At 67.5% G+C, this 17,579-nt stretch carries 15 protein-coding genes; 12 read left to right on the top strand and 3 right to left on the bottom strand.

Annotated features, from left to right (window positions below; translation table 11 throughout):
* Window positions 1-60: 60 nt before the first annotated feature.
* Together QJ043_RS00095 and serC are read right to left on the bottom strand one after the other, a co-directional pair.
* Entirely contained in the window at window positions 61-1,230 is a 1,170-nt protein-coding gene (locus QJ043_RS00095; RefSeq protein ID WP_283712136.1) for a 3-phosphoglycerate dehydrogenase family protein, read from the bottom strand.
* Window positions 1,231-1,311: 81 nt separating this feature from the next.
* The gene (gene serC, locus QJ043_RS00100; RefSeq protein WP_283712137.1) at window positions 1,312-2,400 is read right to left on the bottom strand and encodes a 3-phosphoserine/phosphohydroxythreonine transaminase; all 1,089 of its coding nucleotides are present in this window, start codon (window positions 2,398-2,400) and stop codon (window positions 1,312-1,314) included.
* A gap of 125 nt (window positions 2,401-2,525) precedes the next feature.
* Here serC and QJ043_RS00105 point away from each other — a divergent pair, with 125 nt between their 5' ends.
* From QJ043_RS00105 to QJ043_RS00150, 10 genes are all read left to right on the top strand, one after another.
* A complete protein-coding gene (locus QJ043_RS00105) occupies window positions 2,526-3,251 on the top strand; it encodes an HAD family hydrolase (protein ID WP_283712138.1) in 726 nt (241 codons plus the stop codon).
* A 62-nt stretch (window positions 3,252-3,313) separates the two neighbouring features.
* Window positions 3,314-3,724: a hypothetical protein gene (locus QJ043_RS00110; protein WP_283712139.1), complete on the top strand. Its 411-nt coding sequence runs from the start codon at window positions 3,314-3,316 to the stop codon at window positions 3,722-3,724.
* Window positions 3,725-3,734: 10 nt separating this feature from the next.
* Complete coding sequence (locus QJ043_RS00115; protein ID WP_283712140.1) at window positions 3,735-5,450, top strand: ABC1 kinase family protein; 1,716 nt, start codon at window positions 3,735-3,737, stop codon at window positions 5,448-5,450.
* 148 nt (window positions 5,451-5,598) lie between these two features.
* A complete protein-coding gene (locus tag QJ043_RS00120) occupies window positions 5,599-6,036 on the top strand; it encodes a MarR family winged helix-turn-helix transcriptional regulator (RefSeq protein ID WP_283712141.1) in 438 nt (145 codons plus the stop codon).
* On the top strand, window positions 6,029-7,855 hold the full coding sequence (locus QJ043_RS00125; RefSeq protein WP_283712142.1) for an ABC transporter ATP-binding protein: 1,827 nt from the start codon (window positions 6,029-6,031) through the stop codon (window positions 7,853-7,855). The genes QJ043_RS00120 and QJ043_RS00125 overlap by 8 nt, the downstream gene beginning before the upstream one ends.
* A complete protein-coding gene (locus QJ043_RS00130) occupies window positions 7,848-9,758 on the top strand; it encodes an ABC transporter ATP-binding protein (RefSeq protein WP_283712143.1) in 1,911 nt (636 codons plus the stop codon). The genes QJ043_RS00125 and QJ043_RS00130 overlap by 8 nt, the downstream gene beginning before the upstream one ends.
* A gap of 663 nt (window positions 9,759-10,421) precedes the next feature.
* Window positions 10,422-10,994 (top strand): Rossmann-fold NAD(P)-binding domain-containing protein, encoded by a 573-nt coding sequence (locus QJ043_RS00135; protein WP_283712144.1) that lies wholly within the window; start codon window positions 10,422-10,424, stop codon window positions 10,992-10,994.
* Window positions 10,975-11,457, top strand: a complete 483-nt coding sequence (locus QJ043_RS00140; RefSeq protein WP_283712145.1) for an Rrf2 family transcriptional regulator — start codon at window positions 10,975-10,977, stop codon at window positions 11,455-11,457. Before QJ043_RS00135 ends, QJ043_RS00140 begins: the two co-directional genes overlap by 20 nt.
* A gap of 185 nt (window positions 11,458-11,642) precedes the next feature.
* Window positions 11,643-13,070 carry an alpha/beta fold hydrolase gene (locus QJ043_RS00145; RefSeq protein ID WP_283722686.1) on the top strand — a complete coding sequence of 476 codons (1,428 nt, stop codon included), beginning with the start codon at window positions 11,643-11,645 and terminating at the stop codon, window positions 13,068-13,070.
* 125 nt (window positions 13,071-13,195) lie between these two features.
* On the top strand, window positions 13,196-13,651 hold the full coding sequence (locus QJ043_RS00150; RefSeq protein ID WP_283712147.1) for a PTS sugar transporter subunit IIA: 456 nt from the start codon (window positions 13,196-13,198) through the stop codon (window positions 13,649-13,651).
* A gap of 492 nt (window positions 13,652-14,143) precedes the next feature.
* Here the strand turns inward: QJ043_RS00150 and QJ043_RS00155 are convergent, their stop codons facing one another.
* The gene (locus QJ043_RS00155; protein WP_283712148.1) at window positions 14,144-16,216 is read right to left on the bottom strand and encodes a class I tRNA ligase family protein; all 2,073 of its coding nucleotides are present in this window, start codon (window positions 16,214-16,216) and stop codon (window positions 14,144-14,146) included.
* Window positions 16,217-16,357: 141 nt separating this feature from the next.
* On the opposite strand from QJ043_RS00155, the gene QJ043_RS00160 reads away from it, so the two are divergent.
* Window positions 16,358-16,912 carry a DUF3267 domain-containing protein gene (locus QJ043_RS00160; protein WP_283712149.1) on the top strand — a complete coding sequence of 185 codons (555 nt, stop codon included), beginning with the start codon at window positions 16,358-16,360 and terminating at the stop codon, window positions 16,910-16,912.
* Window positions 16,909-17,565: an epoxyqueuosine reductase QueH gene (locus QJ043_RS00165; RefSeq protein WP_283712150.1), complete on the top strand. Its 657-nt coding sequence runs from the start codon at window positions 16,909-16,911 to the stop codon at window positions 17,563-17,565. The genes QJ043_RS00160 and QJ043_RS00165 overlap by 4 nt, the downstream gene beginning before the upstream one ends.
* Window positions 17,566-17,579: the final 14 nt, after the last annotated feature.

The raw sequence follows: 17,579 nt of genomic DNA on the forward strand, positions 1-17,579 counted from the left end.
GTCTCTCGGGGCGTGGGACACAGGGCTCCGGCACCGGTGTCCCACGTTGGCACCGGGCCGCTACTGGATCACGCGGACGCGCCACATCTGCGGGATGTCGCGGAGCGCGTCGATGATCCGGGGCTCCAGGTGCTCGTCGGTGTCGAACATCGTGTAGGCGGCCTCGCCGGCGTTCTCGTTGGTCATGCGCTGCACGTTCGCGGAGGCGTTGCTCAGCACCGCGGTGATCTGGCCGATCATGCCCGGCACGTTCGCGTGGAGGCACGCGATGCGGCTCGCCCCTCGGCACGTGCCCATGTGGCAGTCGGGGAAGTTCACGGAGTTGGTGATGTTGCCGTTCTCGAGGTAGTCCACGAGCTCGTGGATCGCCATGCGGGCGCAGCTGGCCTCGGCCTCGACGGTGCCGGCCCCGGCGTGCGGGGTCACGAGCGTGTGGGAGAGGTGCAGCGCCTTGCGCGTCGCGAAGTCCGTGAAGAACGTGCTCACCTGGCCCTTGTCGATGGCGCGCTCGATGGCGTCCTCGTCGACGATGTCCTCGCGGGCGTAGTTGAGCACCACGGCGCCGGGGTTGAGGAGGTCGAGCAGCTCGTCGCTCACCATGCCGATGGTGTCGCTCTTGCGCGGGACGTGGACGGTGAGGTAGTCGGCGCCGGCGCAGAGCTCGGCGACGTCGCTCACGCGCTTGACGTCGCGGGACAGCTGCCAGGCGTGGTCAACCGAGAGGTACGGGTCGTAGCCGTAGACGTCCATGCCGAGGTCGATGCAGGCGTTGGCCACCTTGGAGCCCACCGCGCCGAGCCCGATCACCGCGATCTTGCGGCCGCGGACCTCCTGGCCCACGAAGGCCTTCTTGGACGCCTCGGCGGCCTTGTACGCGTCCGGGTCGTCCTCATGCTGGCGGCACCACTGCATGCCGCCGAGCACGTCGCGGGACCCCATCATGAGGAGGCCGATGACGAGCTCCTTCACGGCGTTGGAGTTGGCTCCGGGCGTGTTGAAGACCACAACGCCCTGCTTGGCCAGGTCCTTGGCGGGGATGTTGTTGGTGCCGGCGCCCGCGCGGGCGATGGCGCGGACGGAGGCCGGGACCTCGACGCCGTGGATGTCCGTGGAGCGCATCAGGACGGCGTCGGCGCCGTCCATGTCGGGCACGATCTCGTAGCCCTCCGCGATGGAGTCGAGGCCGTCCTTCACGATGTCGTCGATGATCTTGATGGAGCGGGTGGGCATGGGTTCTCCTTGGATGACGGGCGCGAAACAGCAGATGAGGTGGCCATCGGGCGGACCGGTGCCAGGGGTCCGGCTCGATGGCTAGAGGAATCGCTCGAAGGAGCGCATAAGGCCGGCGAGCGCCTCGACGGACTCGAGGCGCACGGCGTTGTAGATGGAGGCGCGCATGCCTCCCACGAGCCGGTGGCCGCCGAGGCCCACGAGCCCCTGGTCGGCCGCCTCGCTGACGAAGCGCTTGTCGAGGGCCGGGTCGCCGGTGGTGAACGTCACGTTGCAGATGGAGCGGCTCTCGGGCTGCGCCGTGCCGTGGAACAGCTTGCTCTCGTCGATCGTGGAGTAGAGCAGGCTCGCCTTCTCGCGGTTGCGGCGCTCCATCTCGGCCAGGCCGCCCTGCTCCTCGACCCAGCGGAACACCTTGCCGCACAGGTAGATCCCAAAGGTGTTGGGGGTGTTGTACATGGAGCCCTTGGCGGCCTCGAGCCGCCAGTCGAGGTACGTGGGGCAGACGTCGAGCGGCCCCGCTGCAACGAGGGCCCTTCTCACGAGCACCACGGTCACGCCGGCCGGCCCCGCGTTCTTCTGGGCGCCCGCATAGATCGCGCCGTAGCGGGCCACGTCGATCGGCAGCCCGAGGAAGCAGCTGCTCACGTCCGCCACCAGGGGCACGTCGCCGGTTCTCGGCAGCTCGTGGTACATCGTGCCGAAGATCGTGTTGTTCTGGCAGATGTGCAGGTAGTCCAGGCCGCCGGCCGCGCAGGCCTCGTTCACCGGCCCCAAGTCCGGGATGCGCGAGAAGCGCTCGTCCGCAGAGCTCGCCAGCACGCGGGCGTCCCCGTACTTGGCGCCCTCCTGCGCGGCCTTCTCCGCGAAGTGCCCGGACACCACGTACCCGGCGGTGCCGGAGCGCATCAGGTTGAGCGGCACGCCGGCGAACTCCAGCGTCGCGCCGCCCTGCAGGAACAGCACGGCCCAGTCGTCGTCGAGCCCCAGAAGACGCCGCAGCGTGGCCTCCGCGTCGTCGATCACGGCCTGGTAGGCGGCCGAGCGGTGGCTCATCTCGAGCACGGACATCCCGGTGCCCCGGAAGTCGAGCAGCTCGTCGGCGCATTCCCGGAGCACGCGCTCGGGAAGGGCGGCCGGACCTGCAGAGAAGTTGTGCACGCGCGCCATGCTCGTCCTTTCTTGGGGGCTGCCCCGCGAAGGGCCGCAGGTGCAGTTGTTTTAGTGTAGGGGGACAACGGCCGCCCACGGGTTTTGGCCATGGTATTGAAACGAGAGGGTCGAGGGGGTTCCACGTGGTGTGGCTTGCGCAAGGATGGGGTCGCGGGGACTTCTCGAGCCGCGCGTGCGTGTTCTTCGACTTCGACGGCACGGTGGCCAACACGGTGGACGGCATCAAGCGCACCGCGCGCGACACGCTCCTCGCCCGGGGGCTCTCGGACGAGGAGATCGGCGACGTGGGCTGTGTGATCGGGCCCGCCTTCCCGGGCGCGTTCGAGCAGGTCTACGGCATGTCGGCCGAGGAGGCGGAGGCCGTGACCGAGGACTACCGCCGGCGCTACGACCTGCTCGGCCCGGGGGCCTACGCCGCCTATGGCGGGGTTCCCGAGCTGCTGGAACGCTTGCGCGCCGCCGGCCGCTGGCTCTGCCTCACCACGTCCAAGCGCCAGGACCTCGTCACGCGGCAGGCCACGGAGAACGGCCTGGTCGGCCTCTTCGACCGCGTGATAGGCCAACGAGGGCCCGGCCACGACACGAAGCCGCTCCTGGTGGGGGAGTCCATCGAGGCGGCCGGCGGCGACCCGGCCCGGTGCGTGATGGTGGGCGACCGCTTCCATGACGCGGAGGGCGCCGAGGAGAACGGCATCCCGTGCGTCGGCGTCACCTGGGGCGCGGGCACGGCGGACGAGCTGGCGGCCGCAGGCGCGGCGGCTCTCGTGGACACGCCGGGGGAGCTGGCCGCGCTCCTCTTGGGCGAACGTGACATGACCGTGAGTCCCCTTGCGAGGCCCTTGAGATAGGGTAGGAACCAACCATTGACGCCAACGACGCGCAGGGGCGCGTCCGGAGAAAGGATGGCACCATGGCTGACGACAAGAAGGGCCTCGACCTGGGCGAGCTGGCTCACAACCTGTTCCTGGCGGGCGTGGGCGCCGCCGCGATCGCCGGCGAGAAGGTCTCCGACGTTGCCGACGACCTCGTCAAGAAGGGCAAGCTGACCGTCGAGCAGGGCAAGGCCGTGAACCAGGAGCTCTCCCAGAAGGCGAGCGACGCCGTGGCCGAGTCCACTGCCGCGATGCTCAAGGCCCAGATGAAGCAGATGACCCCCGAGCAGCGCGAGGCGTTCGTGGAGCGCGTGCGCAAGATGGCCGACGATGTGGAGGCCAAGGCCGCCGAGGCCAACGCGAAGACCGAGGAGGCCGTCGACGACGCCGCCGAGGACATGACCGAGGACGTCGAGGACGCCGCCATCGACCCGGACGACGTCGAGTAGCCGAGGCGCCGTGGCAGAGGACGGGCGGAAGGTGTCGCTGGACGCCGACCAGGTCGACGAGGCCTTGTCGGCGTCCGGCTCTCAAGAGGTGACCATCGGGCTGTTTGGCGAGCAGGTGCACTCGTCGGGCGACCTGTCGCCGTCTGCGCGCCGCAAGCGCCTGCGCCAGATCTTCTCGATCCTCCGCAAGTACGACATCGTCAAGGGGCTCACGCCGCAGAAGCTCGTGGACATGCTCGAGGACCTCGGCCCCACCTTTGTGAAGGCCGGCCAGATCCTCTCGATGCGCTCGGAGATTCTGCCCGAGCCCTTCTGCAAGGAGCTGGAGAAGCTCCGCACCAACGTCGAGCCGATGACCTACGCCACGGTGCGCGAGGTCCTGCAGGCCGAGTACCCGGTCCCGCTCGACGACATCTTCTCGTCCATCGACGAGACGCCCCTGGGATCCGCGTCCGTGGCACAGGTGCACCGGGCGCGCCTGAAGACCGGCCAAGAGGTGGCCATCAAGGTCCAGCGCCCGCGCGTGCGCGAGGTGATGGGGCAGGACATCGAGATTCTGCGCTCGCTCGTGAAGCACGCGTCGCCCTTCATGGGGAACGACCAGTTCCTCGACCTCAAGAGCGTGGTGGACGAGCTGTGGGACTCCTTCAAGGAGGAGACGGACTTCCTCATCGAGGCCGCCAACCTCAAGACCTACCGCGAGCTCAACGCGGACGTTCGGTACGTGACGGCCCCGCGCCCGTACCTGCAGTGGTGCACGAGCCGCGTGCTCGTGATGGAGTACGTGGACGGGCTCACGATCTCGCACCCTCACAAGATCGTGGCCGAGGGCTACGACCTGACCCAGATCGGCCAGGACCTCGTGGAGAACTACGCCAAGCAGGTGCTCGACGACGGCTTCTTCCACGCGGACCCGCATCCCGGCAACATCATGATCGCGAACCGCAAGATCGTGTGGATCGACTGGGGCATGGTGGGTCGTCTGAGCGCCCACTACCGGCAGATCCTCAAGGACATGATGATGGCCGTGGCCACGCACGACTCACCGCAGCTCAAGCAGGGGCTGCTCGAGCTGTCCGAGAACCGCGTGACCGACGACATCGACCACGGCGCCCTGCTCGCGGACCTCGACGCGATCGTGGCCGCCTATGGGTCCGTGTCCCTGGAGGAGCTGGACCTTGGCGCGTTCCTCGGCGACCTCGTGAACCTGGCGCGCCGCTACAACATCGAGCTGCCTGGCGCGATGACGATGATCGCCCGCGGCATGGTGACGCTCGAGGGCGTGCTCGACGAGTTCCTTCCCGGCGTGTCGATGATCCAGATCATCCAGCGGCACATCATGGAGTCGCAGTCGCCCGAGGCCGCGGCCAAGGACGACCTCAAGGAGCTTGCCATCGAGGCCCACAAGGCCCTCCATGGCGTGCTCGAGGCGAGCGCCCAGCTGGGGCTCGTGACCGACATGCTCACCCGTGGCCAGCTCAAGCTGAACCTGGACTTCTCCGGGTCCAAGGACCCCATCGAGGACCTCTCCCACATCGCCGACCGCCTGACGCTCGGCATCATCATCGCCGGTCTGCTCGTGGGGAGCTCGATCATCTACTTCGCCGGCGCCGGCTACGACATCCTCGGCATCCCGCTCCTCGGGTTCCTCGGGTTCCTGTTGGCGATCGGGCTGTCCGTCTACATGGCCAACGACATCTTGGGGCACCGTCGCAGGAAGCGCTGAGCCCGACGCCCGGTGCCGCAGGGGGTCGGCTTAAGCCATCGTTGGCGCCATGGACGTTCTGTGGAGTTGTTCGGTACCTAATCGTTAGGCACCTTGTAATCAGCTCCTGCGGGGACTACCCTCCTTGAACCAACAAAAGGAGGGGCCAATGGGCCAGTGGACGAACGCGGACGCCGAGCGCGTCACCGCCATCATTCACGACCTCAAAATGCTCGGGCACTTCCTCAACTACCAGCGGGGCGGCATCTCTGGCCGCAGGCACATCCTCTGCCTGCTCTACGACCTCGGGGGCACCGTCCCACAGCGCGAGCTGGGGGAGCACTTCGGCATGAAGGCGGCGACGCTTTCCGAGGTCCTGGCAAAGATGCAGAACGACGGGCTCGTGGAGCGCACCCGCGACGACGATGACAGCCGCAAGCTCTGGGTGCGGCTCACCGAGAAGGGCGCGCAGGCCGGCGCCGAGGAGGTCGAGAACCGTAGGCGGTTCCAGAAGCGCTGCATGGCGGCGCTCACCGTGCCGGAACAAGAGGAGCTCCTCGGCCTTCTGGACCGCCTGCGGGCAGATTGGGAGACGATAGATGATTAGAACGCTCATGCAGAGCATCCGGGAGTACAAGCTCCTGGCCATCCTCACGCCCATTCTCGTCATCGGCGAGGTGGTCATCGAGGTGCTCATCCCGTTCCAGACGGCCACCCTCATCGACACGATCAACGCCGGCGCCGATGTGGCCCAGATCATGTCGAGCGGGTCGGTGCTGCTCGTCATGGCGGTCATCTCGCTCGGCTTTGGCACCGCCGCCGGCGTCACGTGCTCCAAGGCGTCCGCCGGCTTCGCGAAGAACCTGCGCCGCGACATGTTCTACAACATCCAGACCTTCAGCTTCGCCACCATCGACCGGTTCTCGACGCCGTCGCTCGTGACCCGCATGACCACCGACGTCACGAACGTCCAGATGAGCTTCATGCAGATCATCCGCACCGCGGTCCGTGCCCCGATGATCATCGTCTTCGCATTGGTCATGGCCTTCACCATGGCCGGCGACCTCGCGTTCGTCTACCTCTATGTGACGATCCCGCTCGCCATCGGGCTCTTCTTCGTGATCAAGAGCGTGCTGCCGGTCTTCCGCCGCGTGTTCCGCAAGTACGACGCCCTCAACGAGTCCGTGGAGGAGAACATCAAGGGCATGCGGGTCGTGAAGTCCTTCGTGCGCGAGAAGTTCGAGATGGAGAAGTTCGACATCGCCGCCACCGACGTCCAGAAGGACTTCACCCGGGCAGAGAAGCTCCTGGCCCTCAACGGCCCCATGATGAACTGCGCCGTCTCCGTGATTTTCGTCTCCGTGATCTACTGCGCGAGCCAGGTCATCGTCGTCTCCAAGGGCGTCGCCCTCAACATCGGCCAGTTCTCCTCGATGTTCACCTACGGCTTCATGATCTTAATGTCCCTCATGATGTTCTCGATGATCTTCGCGATGATCGCGATGTCGCTGGAGAGCGCCCACCGCATCGTCGAGGTGCTCGAAGCCAAGACCACGATCAGTGACCCTGAGAACCCCGTGACGTGCGTCAAGGACGGCTCCGTGGACTTCGACGAGGTGGCCTTCGCCTACAACGGCGACGCCGAGAACCTCGACCGCGCCGCCCTCCACAACATCGACCTGCACATCAAGAGCGGCGAGGTCATCGGCGTGATCGGCGGCACCGGCTCCGCCAAGTCGACGCTCGTGCAGCTGATCCCGCGCCTCTACGACGTCACCGCCGGCTCCGTCAAGGTGGGCGGCGTGGACGTGCGCGAGTACGACCTCGACACGCTGCGCCACGCGGTCTCGATGGTGCTGCAGAAGAACGAGCTCTTCTCCGGGACCGTGGCCGACAACCTGCGCTGGGGCGACCCCGACGCCACGATGGACCAGGTCATCGAGGCCTGCCGCCTGGCCCAGGCCGACGAGTTCGTCGAGCGCATGCCCGACGGCTACGACACCTGGATCGAGCAGGGCGGCGCCAACGTCTCCGGCGGCCAGAAGCAGCGCCTCTGCATCGCCCGCGCCCTTCTCGCGAAACCCAAGGTGCTGATCCTCGACGACTCCACGAGCGCGGTCGACACCAAGACCGACGCGCTCATCCAGCAGGGCTTCACGTCCTTCATCCCGGACACGACCAAGATCATTATCGCGCAGCGCACCAGCTCCGTGAAGGACGCCGACCGCATCGTCGTGATGGACAACGGCACCATCGCGGACGTCGGGACCCACGAGGAGCTGCTCCGTCGCTCGCCGATCTACCGCGAGGTCTACACGTCCCAGAACAAGCAGTCCCACGACGAGAAGATCGGGACCGTCGCGGACGAGACCTCGCAGTTCGCCGCCCAGCCCGCAACGACCACCCCGGGGGTGCAGCATGCCTAAGGAACAGACCGCGACCAAGCACGCATCGGTGAACCCCGGCACCCTGGGCCGCGTGCTCAAGAGCATTCTCAAGTTCTATCCCGTGCTCCTGCCGGTCATGGTGGTGTGCCTGCTCGTCAACGCCGTGGTCAACGCCGTGCCCGCCATCTTCATGCAGCAGGCCCTCGCGGTGGTGCAGGCCAACTGGCAGACCGGGGACTGGGCCGCTGCGGCCGGCCCCCTCGGGCAGATCGCCCTCACGCTCGGCTGCTGCTACGCGGTGGGCCTCGTCGCCAACTTCACGTGGAACCGCATCGGCGCCGTCATCACCCAGGGCTCCCTCAAGAAGTTCCGCCAGCAGATGTTCGACCACATGCAGACGCTGCCCATCAAGTACTTCGACATGCACCTGTACGGCGACATCATGTCCCACTACACCAACGACGTGGACGCGCTGCGCCAGATGATCTCGCAGTCGCTGCCGCAGATCACGATGACGTCGCTCGTGCTGGTGTCCGTGCTCTTCATCATGCTCTGGTACTCCGTGTGGATGACGATCGTGGTGCTCTGCGGCGTGGCCGTCATGGTGCTCTGCTCGCGCGCGCTGGCCGGCCGGTCCGCCAAGAACTTCCTGGCCCAGCAGCGCGAGATCGCCGCCGTCGAGGGCCGCGTCGAGGAGTACATGAACGGCGAGCGCGTGGTGCAGGTGTTCTGCCACCAGAAGGGCGCCGAGGAGGACTTCGACCAGTACAACGAGCGCCTCTACGAGGCCTCGCGCAAGGCCAACACCTTCGCGAACATCCTGGGGCCCGTCCTGATGAACATGGGCAACGTGATCTACGTGGTCGTCGCCGTCGCGGGCGGTCTCTTGCTCGCGCTCGATGCGCCGAGCCTGTCCATCTCGGGGATGGCCTTCTCCATCTCGGTCGCCGTGCCGTTCCTCAACATGACCAAGCAGTTCGCCGGGCAGATCGGCCAGATCTCGCAGCAGGTGAATCCCGTGATCATGGGCCTTGCCGGCGCCGAGCGCATCTTCGCGATGGTCGACGAGGAGCCCGAGACCGACGACGGCTACGTGACGCTCGTGAACACGCACATGGAGAACGGCATGCTCGTGGAGGCCGGAGAGCGCACGGGCATGTGGGCCTGGAAGCACCCGCACCACACGGGCGAGACCACCTACACGCCCTTGGCCGGCGATGTGCGCTTCTACGACGTGGACTTTGGCTACCGGCCGGACCACACCGTGCTGCACGACGTGTCGCTCTTCGCGAAGCCGGGCCAGAAGGTCGCGTTCGTCGGCGCCACCGGCGCGGGCAAAACCACGATCACCAACCTGATCAACCGCTTCTACGACATCGCCGACGGCAAGATCCGCTACGACGGCATCAACATCAACAAGATCAAGAAGTCCAGCTTGCGCCACTCGTTGGGCATCGTGTTGCAGGACGTGAACCTCTTCACTGGCACCGTGATGGAGAACATCCGCTACGGGCGCCTGAACGCGAGCGACGAGGAGTGCGTGGACGCCGCCAAGCTCGCCGGGGCCCACGACTTCATCATGCGCCTGCCGGACGGCTACGACACGATGCTCACCGACAACGGCTCGCAGCTCTCCCAGGGGCAGCGCCAACTGGTGTCCATCGCCCGTGCCGCCGTGGCCGACCCTCCCGTGATGATCATGGACGAGGCCACAAGCTCCATCGACACGCGCACGGAGGCCATCGTGCAGCGCGGCATGGACGCGCTGATGAAGGGCCGCACCACCTTTGTGATCGCGCATCGCCTGAGCACGGTGCGCAACAGCGACGTGATCATCGTGCTGGACCACGGGCGCATCATCGAGCGTGGCAGCCACGACGAGCTCATCGCGAAGAAGGGCACCTACTACCAGCTCTACACCGGCGCGTTCGAGTTGGAGTGACCGGCGGGGCATCTGCGTTGGAGCGACCGTGAAAGACGGGGCCGCGGCGTCTTCGGAAGGGGGCGTCGCGGCTTTTTGGTGCATGTGGTGGAATGGGCAGGTGCTAAGAACCTGCTCTAAGAGGCTATTGGCGAAGGCACCCAGGAAACTGCGAGAACACCAACGGCGATATTGATGGATCCGTGCTGGTACGATGGCAACGCTGCCGGCACTGATCCAAGGATATCGATGCTTTGCCTAGCTGACGACTGCGCCCACGCCGTCTATGTGGGCGGGATTCCTCTGGCCCGTTTTGCCACCGCCGAGGCCGAGCGCAGGGCTCTGGCCTCGTGTCAGGCGTCGAAAGCGCTGCGCCGCGAGGACCTCGTCTGGGCGCCGGTGGGCGGGTGGCTGCCTACACGACGCGCACAGTGGGCGTCCTATCGGTGCGTTCTGTAGGTCGGACGCCTGAGGGCAGGTGGCAAGAACCTGCCAAAAACGCTCTCTAGCCCTGCATCCTCCCCATATGTCGCGAGAAACCGCCAGACATGCTGGTGCGGCAGGTTCTCATCGCCTGCTGCATTCATTGGCGGCCCGCCCCTGCGGTCCCCTTTTCGCCAAACCAAGGATATCGTATAACCATGGATACGTAATATCCTTGGAATGTCGGTCGAAGGAGGCCCCATGGCTCACACCATCGTCATGCTCGGCGGTAACGGCTACATCGGACGCAATGTCATCGACGTGTGGCACCGGCAGTGCCCTCACGACCGCTTCGTCGTGGTGTCCCGTTCCGGAGTTGGGGCGCCGGCGATCCCGGAGGTCACCAATGTCATCACCAACGCCGACGACTACGACGCGGTGAGCAGGGCGCTCCCGACCTCTTTCGATATGATCTGCGACTTCGTGGGCGGCATGGATCCGTCGGCGAACATGCCGGCCGCCAAGGTGATGGCCAGGCTCGCCGAGACACATCACTGCCTCTGCATGGGCTACGTGCAGGGACGCTTGGGCGGCAGGGAGTTCGTCGAGTCCAAGGAGGCCGTCGCGAGGTTCCTGGAGCAGCAACCGGTGCCGGTTGCCATCGTCGACCCGACGCTCGTGTACGGCAATGGTCGCAACGACAAGCTGAGCCGGATGGTGCCGTTGCTCAGGTTCTGTGGCATCTTTGTCAAAGGCCTGCGCCCGGATCCTGTGGGTCAGGTGGCCGAGAAGCTCGTGAAGGAGATGCGCGCCCGTGCCAGTCAAGCCCACTGACCGCAGTTTTGAACAGGGCCTGTGCGTCCTGCTCATGCTGGCCCTGCAGGACGGCCATGTGCCCGTGGGCAGCAGCGCGCTGGCGGGATGGCTCGAGGTCTCCGACTCCTACCTCAAGAAGATTCTCCGCAAGTTGACCGTCGCGGGGCTGGTGCGGAGCCGCGCCTGCCCTCGCGGCGGCTTCACGCTGGCGCGGTCCCCTGAGGACATCACCGTGGCCGATGTGCAACGTGCGCTCCACCCGCTCCGTGCCTTCGAGCCGAGCGGCCTCGGCGCCCGGGTGTTCCCCGACGCCGAGCACGCGGTCTCGGTGGGGGAGGAGCTGCGCGGGCTCTTCTCCCGGGCGCGCGCCGCCTACGAGGCCCAGCTGGAGACCGTGTCGCTCGCCGACCTGCTGCTCCCCGACGCCTGGCCGAAGGGCTCGGTGGACTGGCGCGATCTCGCGCGGCGCGACAACGGGTAGGCGCGGTGTCGCAGGGTGGCATCTGTCGGGCGACAACAGCCTCTGCGCGCGTCCCGGCGACCGGCGCCGGCGTCAACCATTGCAGTGCCGTCACCTCCCTTGTTGGGCGCACGCCGAATGGCTAGGGTGTAGCTCTTGGACGTCTGGCACATCTCGGAAAGGGGTGTTTCGTGGCCGAGTCCCTCATGGCCCCCACTTCCCGCGTGATGGTCGAGCGCGAGGACGGCGCGATGATCTCTGCCGCGGTGTACTCGCCGGATGGCATGACCGAGGAGCCCGGCAAGCCCTTTGGCATCGACATGGGCGTCCCGCCGCTCGTGCTGCTGCACGGCAACGGCGAGGACTCGACGACCCTCGCGCCCCTTGTCGAGACGTTCCGCCAGGAGCGCTCCGTGATCGCCATCGACTCCCGCGGGCAGGGTCTCTCGTCGCGCGGCACGGCGCCGCTCACGTACGAGACGATGGCCGCCGACGCCCTCGAGGTCATGAGCCGCATGTCTGTCACGAGGGCCCACGTGATGGGCTACTCGGACGGCGCGATCATCGGCCTTTTGATGGCGTCGGGCGCCCGGCACCGCGTGCTCACGCTCACGGCCATGGGCGCCAATGTGACGCCGGAAGGCCTGACCCCCGAGACCCGCGAGGAGATCCGCGAGGCCGTGGCGTCGCTCCGCGCCTCAGGGCGCCCGGCGGTGGGCGATCCCGAATGGCACGCCGCCGCCCGCGAGCTGCTCGAGCTCATGCTCACCGGCCCGCACATCGTGGGGGAGCGGCTCCGCTCGATCGTGTGCCCCACGCTCGTGCTGGTGGGCGAGCACGACGTGGTGCTGTTGCCGCACACGTTGCGCATCGTGCGCGAGGTGCCGGACGCGCGGCTCTGCCTGATCGGCGGGGCCAGCCACGAGCTCGTGGTCGAGAAGCCGGACGTGGTCGTCGCCGAGATGCGTGCGCAGATGTCGCTCAACGACCCCCGGTTGGCGGTGCGCGCCCCGCGCGCTCGCGAGAACCTTGCGGTGGTGCCGCTCGGCCCCGAGCACTGGGGGCTCGTGGAGGAGGTGTACGAGCGGGTGCTCGACACCTGCGAGGGCCCCGACGCCGACACGTCGGGCTGGAAGCGCGGCCACTGGCCGGACTATGACAACGTTCGCAACCATCTGGCCGCCGGGTCCATGCGCGGGTGCTTCCGCGTGGAGGACCTTAACAAGGGCGAGAACGGCCTCGAGCCCGCGCCGGACGCTGCCGCCCTTGGCGTGATGTCGGTGGACCACGACATCGCCGTGGACGAGGCGGTCATCAACTGGCCGGCCCGTGACGCCGAGGACGTGTTCTGCCTGCACTTGTTCGCGACCAACCCGCAGTTTCGCGGCCAAGGGGCGGCCGACGCGCTGCTCGCCGACTTCATCGACGAGGGGCTTCGGGAGGGCGTCGACGCGTTCCGGCTCAACACGAGCCCGGAGAACGTCACGTCCAACGGCCTGTACCAGGCGCGCGGTTTCGAGCTGTACCGCGCGGCGTACTTCCCGTACCGCGGCCTCGCGCTGACCCCCTGGTCCAACTGCTACGAGCTGACGGCCGAACGCGCCCGCGAGCTGCGGGACGCCGACCGGTCCTGAGCCGGGTGCCGCGCTTTTCGCGAGGGTGCCGCAGCGTCGCGCATCTCTCGGCCCACGTCCGTTTACTATAGGGAAGACGCAGGCGCCGGATGGGCGCCACTGTATCTGAGATGAGGAGTCAAAGCATGAGCGATTTCGTCAAGGAGTCCGCCGTCTTCGTCGATAGCCCTGCTGCCAGCCGCGAGGAAGTCCTTCAACTGCTGAGCGACGAGGCCGTCGCGCTCGGGTACGCCGAGGACGCCGCCGCCGTGCGCGCCGCCTTCGACGCCCGTGAGGACATGGGCGCCACCGGGATGCAGGACGGCTTCGCGATCCCGCACGCCAAGAGCGACGCCATCAAGGAGCCGGGCGTTGTGGTCGTGAAGCTGCAGAAGCCGGTGGACTGGCCGTCGTTCGACGACAAGCCCGTCGACGTCGTGATCTCGCTGCTCGTGCCCGACGGCGAGGCCGGCACCACCCACATCAAGCTGCTGTCCAAGGTCGCCGTCATGCTGATGCGCGAGGAGTTCCGCGACGCGATGCGCGAGACCAACGACGCCGCGAAGATCGCCGAGGTCATCAACGACGGGCTCGACGACTAGTCGACGAGAAACGTCAGCGAGTCAGTGTCACGTTCGGTCAGCGGGGCCTTCGGGCCCCGTTTTCGTTGGCGCTGAACGAGGCGGTTGCGTCCGTGATCCCGAGTTGGGCCTCTCGCGCGAGACGGCTGACTCGGGATCATGTCTTTAACGATGGGCTGATGGACGCGACGCTCTGAGTCACTCGACCTGCGGTTTTGTCGTGAGACTGTCTGTCTTCGCAGGTCTCAAAGGACTCGCTGGCCGAGAAATGGCGCTCTTGGTTGAACCGGTGATCCCCAGTTGACTCTTCGGCGCGAAAGGCCCAACTGGGGATCAATGCGTGAACCATGGAGGCTGGCTGCGACGCCAAGGGGTCTCGAGGCGTGTCTCGGTGTCCTCATCCCGCCCGTTTGGCGAGTGCGGCTCGCTCGATCCGGCCGGGCGACAGCACCCGCCCGGGTCGTGTCCCATCGACCAAGGCCGACGAGCAAAAACCCGACGGGTGCCGTCCCATTACTTCTTGTACTGCGACGGGTGCTTCGAGAAGAAGTCCGTGCGCGGGGGCAGCTCGACCATCGCGTGGGTCTCGGGCGTCTCGCCCATCACGTCCAGCAGCTCGGGGACGCCGTCGAAGGCGTGCTCCCACGAGAAGAAGAGCCCCGCCGGGACCGCGAGGTGCTCCGCCACCATCTCGCAGCCGCTCGGCGCGGCCGGGTGCATCAGAAGGGCGAGCGTGCGGAGCGACCGGAACGCGTCGGCCAGCGCGGCCACGTACGCAGCCTCGTCCTCCTTGGCGGCCTTGCTCGCCGCGTCCCAGCGCTTGTTGGCCTCGCGCCCGAACTCCTCGGCCACGCTCATGGCCCCGTGCAGGTCGAGCCCGTGGCAGCACCGCTCGAACGCCAGCGTCGCCTCGTCGCACGCGGCGACGCACTCCGGCGACGGCGCCACGCTCGGCACGTGACCGCCGCAGTGCCTCTGCGCCCCGTAGAAGCAGCTGCGCGCCAGACGGTTGAAGATGTTCGTGAGAAACGCGCTCTCCTTCAAGGCCGGGTCCACCACGCGCGGGTCGTCCTTCACGAGCACGTCCTCGCCGGTCTTCTTGTCCTTGTGGCTCACCGACGTGTCGAAGGCCTTGGGCGCGAAGCTCACGGCCTTGGCGTCGAGGCCGAGGCTCAGCCAGTGACAGCGCAGCTGGTCGGGCGTGTAGTGGTCGAGCAGCTCGGCAGCCATCGGCGGTTTGATCTGGCCGGAGCTCGACGCCTTCTTGTTCATAAAGAGGATGTGGTAGTTGGCCACCGGCGTGTCCTGGAAGAGCCCCCAATCGAGCGCCTTCCAGAGGGCGGGCTGCGCCACGCAGTAGAAGTAGATGTTGTCCTGTCCGATGAACTGGAACACCTGCGCGTCGTCGGCGCACCACCAGTCGTGCCAGTCGCTCGCGGAGTACGCGGGCGCCTTGCGGTCCGGGCGCTTGACCAGCACATCGGCCGTCGTGCGGCCGGCTGCCGCCTCCTGCAGCGCGGTGATGCAGAAGCTGATGGGCGCCCAGAGGCTCTCGGGCCAGCACCACACCGTGAGGCCCTCCACGCCGTCGATGTCCGGCGCCGGCACGCCCCAGTCGATGTTGCCCGTGATGCGGAACGGCAGGAGGCACTTGCTCGCGCGGAAGCGCACGCCGGCCTTCTCGAGCAGGGCGCGGGCCCGGTCGCGGTCCTCCCAGTCCTCGAAGGTGACCGAGAAGCTCTGCTGGTTGCCGGTGGGCTCGGTCACCCGGTGCGGCGGCAGCTGGGCCGCGACGGCGTCGAACGAGTCCCGCAGCTCCACCTTGATGTAGAGCGCCGGCGCCACGAGGCTCTCGCGCACGGTCTTCACGACCACGTCGCGCACCTGGGGGTCACAGGCCCACTCGTCCATGAGCTCTTCCAGGTAGCCCTCGAAGTGCGGCAGGTCGAAGTACCAGTTGGCCACCGGGCGCAGCTCGGGCGTGGTGCCCGTGAGCTGGCTCACGGGGTTGATGAGGTCCTCGGGGTCGAACTGGTGGCCCATGTCGCACTCGTCGGCGTAGGCCTTCTCGCCCTTGCAGCCGCGCACGGGGCAGGTGCCCTGCACCTGGCGCCCGTTCAGGAACGTCTGGGCCTCGGTGTCGTAGAACTGCAGCGTCTCGAGGCGCCGCAGGTGCCCCATCTCGTGCAGGCGGCGGATCAGCTCGTCCGTCAGGCGCGCGTGCACGTCCTTGGCGGGGCCGAGGCCGCTGCCCGCGTAGAGGTCGAGCGACACCTCGTACGCGCTGAGCGCGTCGCGCTGCAGCTCGTGGTTGCGGGCCACGTAGTCCGTGATCGTGGCGGGCGCGTCGGGCGTGCCCTGGAGCTTGCGGAAGCCCTCCATGATGGGCGAGCCGTAGCAGTCGGTGCCCGAGACGAAGAGGACGTTCTCCGGCCCGATGCGGTCGCGCAGGAAGCGCGCGAAGAAGTCCGCGGGCACGAAGACGCCGCCGATGTGGCCAAAGTGCAGGTTCTTGTTGCCGTACGGCATGCCGGCCGTGACCACGGCGCGGGCCGGGAATGCGGGGCGGTCAGAGGTGTGAGCCATGGGACCCTCTCGGATGTGATTTGCCGGCGCGCTCGGCCGGACGTACCCTGAACTGGCTCAGTATCCCACAGGTGCGGGGGAAGGATCCCAGCCACGTGCGGGGGTGGGCCTGTTGGGCGGCACCCACGAGAGGAGGCGCTCATGAGCTATTCCGTGATCGAGTCCGTGGACGTGCTGGACGACCGGGTTCTGCAGGGACGCCTTGTGCGGTGGGGCGCCATGGTGTTCGTGGTCGGCGTGTTCCTGACGGTGGCGTGGGCGCTGCTCGGCGGCCCGATGGGGCGCTGGGGGCAGTGGCCGGAGTGGCTCGTGGCGAGCGCGGTGGGCTCGTTTGTCGCGCTGCCGGTGCACGAGCTGGTGCATGCGCTGTGCTTCAAGCTGCTGGGGCCAGCGGGACTCAAGGTCCGGTTCGGCTACCAAGACGGCATGCTGTACGCGGGCGCGCCGGGCGCGGTGCTGACGCGCGATGCGATGCTCGTGGTGTTGCTGGCGCCAGCTGCGGTGCTGACGGTCGGGTTTGTTGTCCTGGGCTGCGTGCTGGACGCGCCCTTTGTGGCGATGGTCTGCATCTGGGTGCACCTTTCGGGCTGCGTGGGCGACGTCCTGATGGCGGTTCAGATCTGGAAGCATCCGGAGGCGTCGCACGTGCGCGACACCGAGACGGGCATCGCCCTGCTCAAAGAGGTCGCATCATGAATGTGCATTCAGGGACAGTCCCCAAATGCACATCGCGGCCGCTCGCGGTGCACGCCTGCTGCGGCCCCTGCTCGCTGGAGCCCGTGCGGCTGCTGCGCGAGGAGGGCTGGGAGCCGACGATCTTCTGGTGCAACCCCAACATCCAGCCCCGCGCGGAGCACGACCGACGGCTCGCGACGCTCCAGGAGTGGGCCGCGGGCGAGGGCATCGAGGTGGTGGTGTGCGCCGACGACCGCGCGCTCTGGGAGCGTGCCGTCGCGCCGCGCGGAGCCGCCGGTGCGGTGGGCGTCACGGGCGAGGACCGCACGGATCGCTGTCGCGCCTGCTACGCGCTGCGATTGGCAGAGACCGCGCGGCAAGCGAAGGGCCTCGGATTCACGGCGATGACCACGACGCTGGCCGTCTCGCCCTACCAGTTGCACGACGTGTGCGACGAGGCGCTCGTTGCCATCGCGCGCGCCCATGGCCTCACGCCCGCGGTGCGCGACTTCCGCCCCTACTACCCGGAGGCCACGAAGCGCTCGCGCGAGCTGGGCATGTACCGCCAGAACTACTGTGGGTGCCGGTTCTCCGCTGCCGAGGCGGCGGTGGAGCGTCAGGTCCGCCGTGACGAGCGGAAGCGGGCGAAGCGCGAGGGGCGCGCGTGCATTTAGGGACAGTCCCCAAA

It is taken from the genome of Kribbibacterium absianum (assembly GCF_030067705.1).
GTDB lineage: Bacteria > Actinomycetota > Coriobacteriia > Coriobacteriales > Atopobiaceae > Kribbibacterium > Kribbibacterium absianum.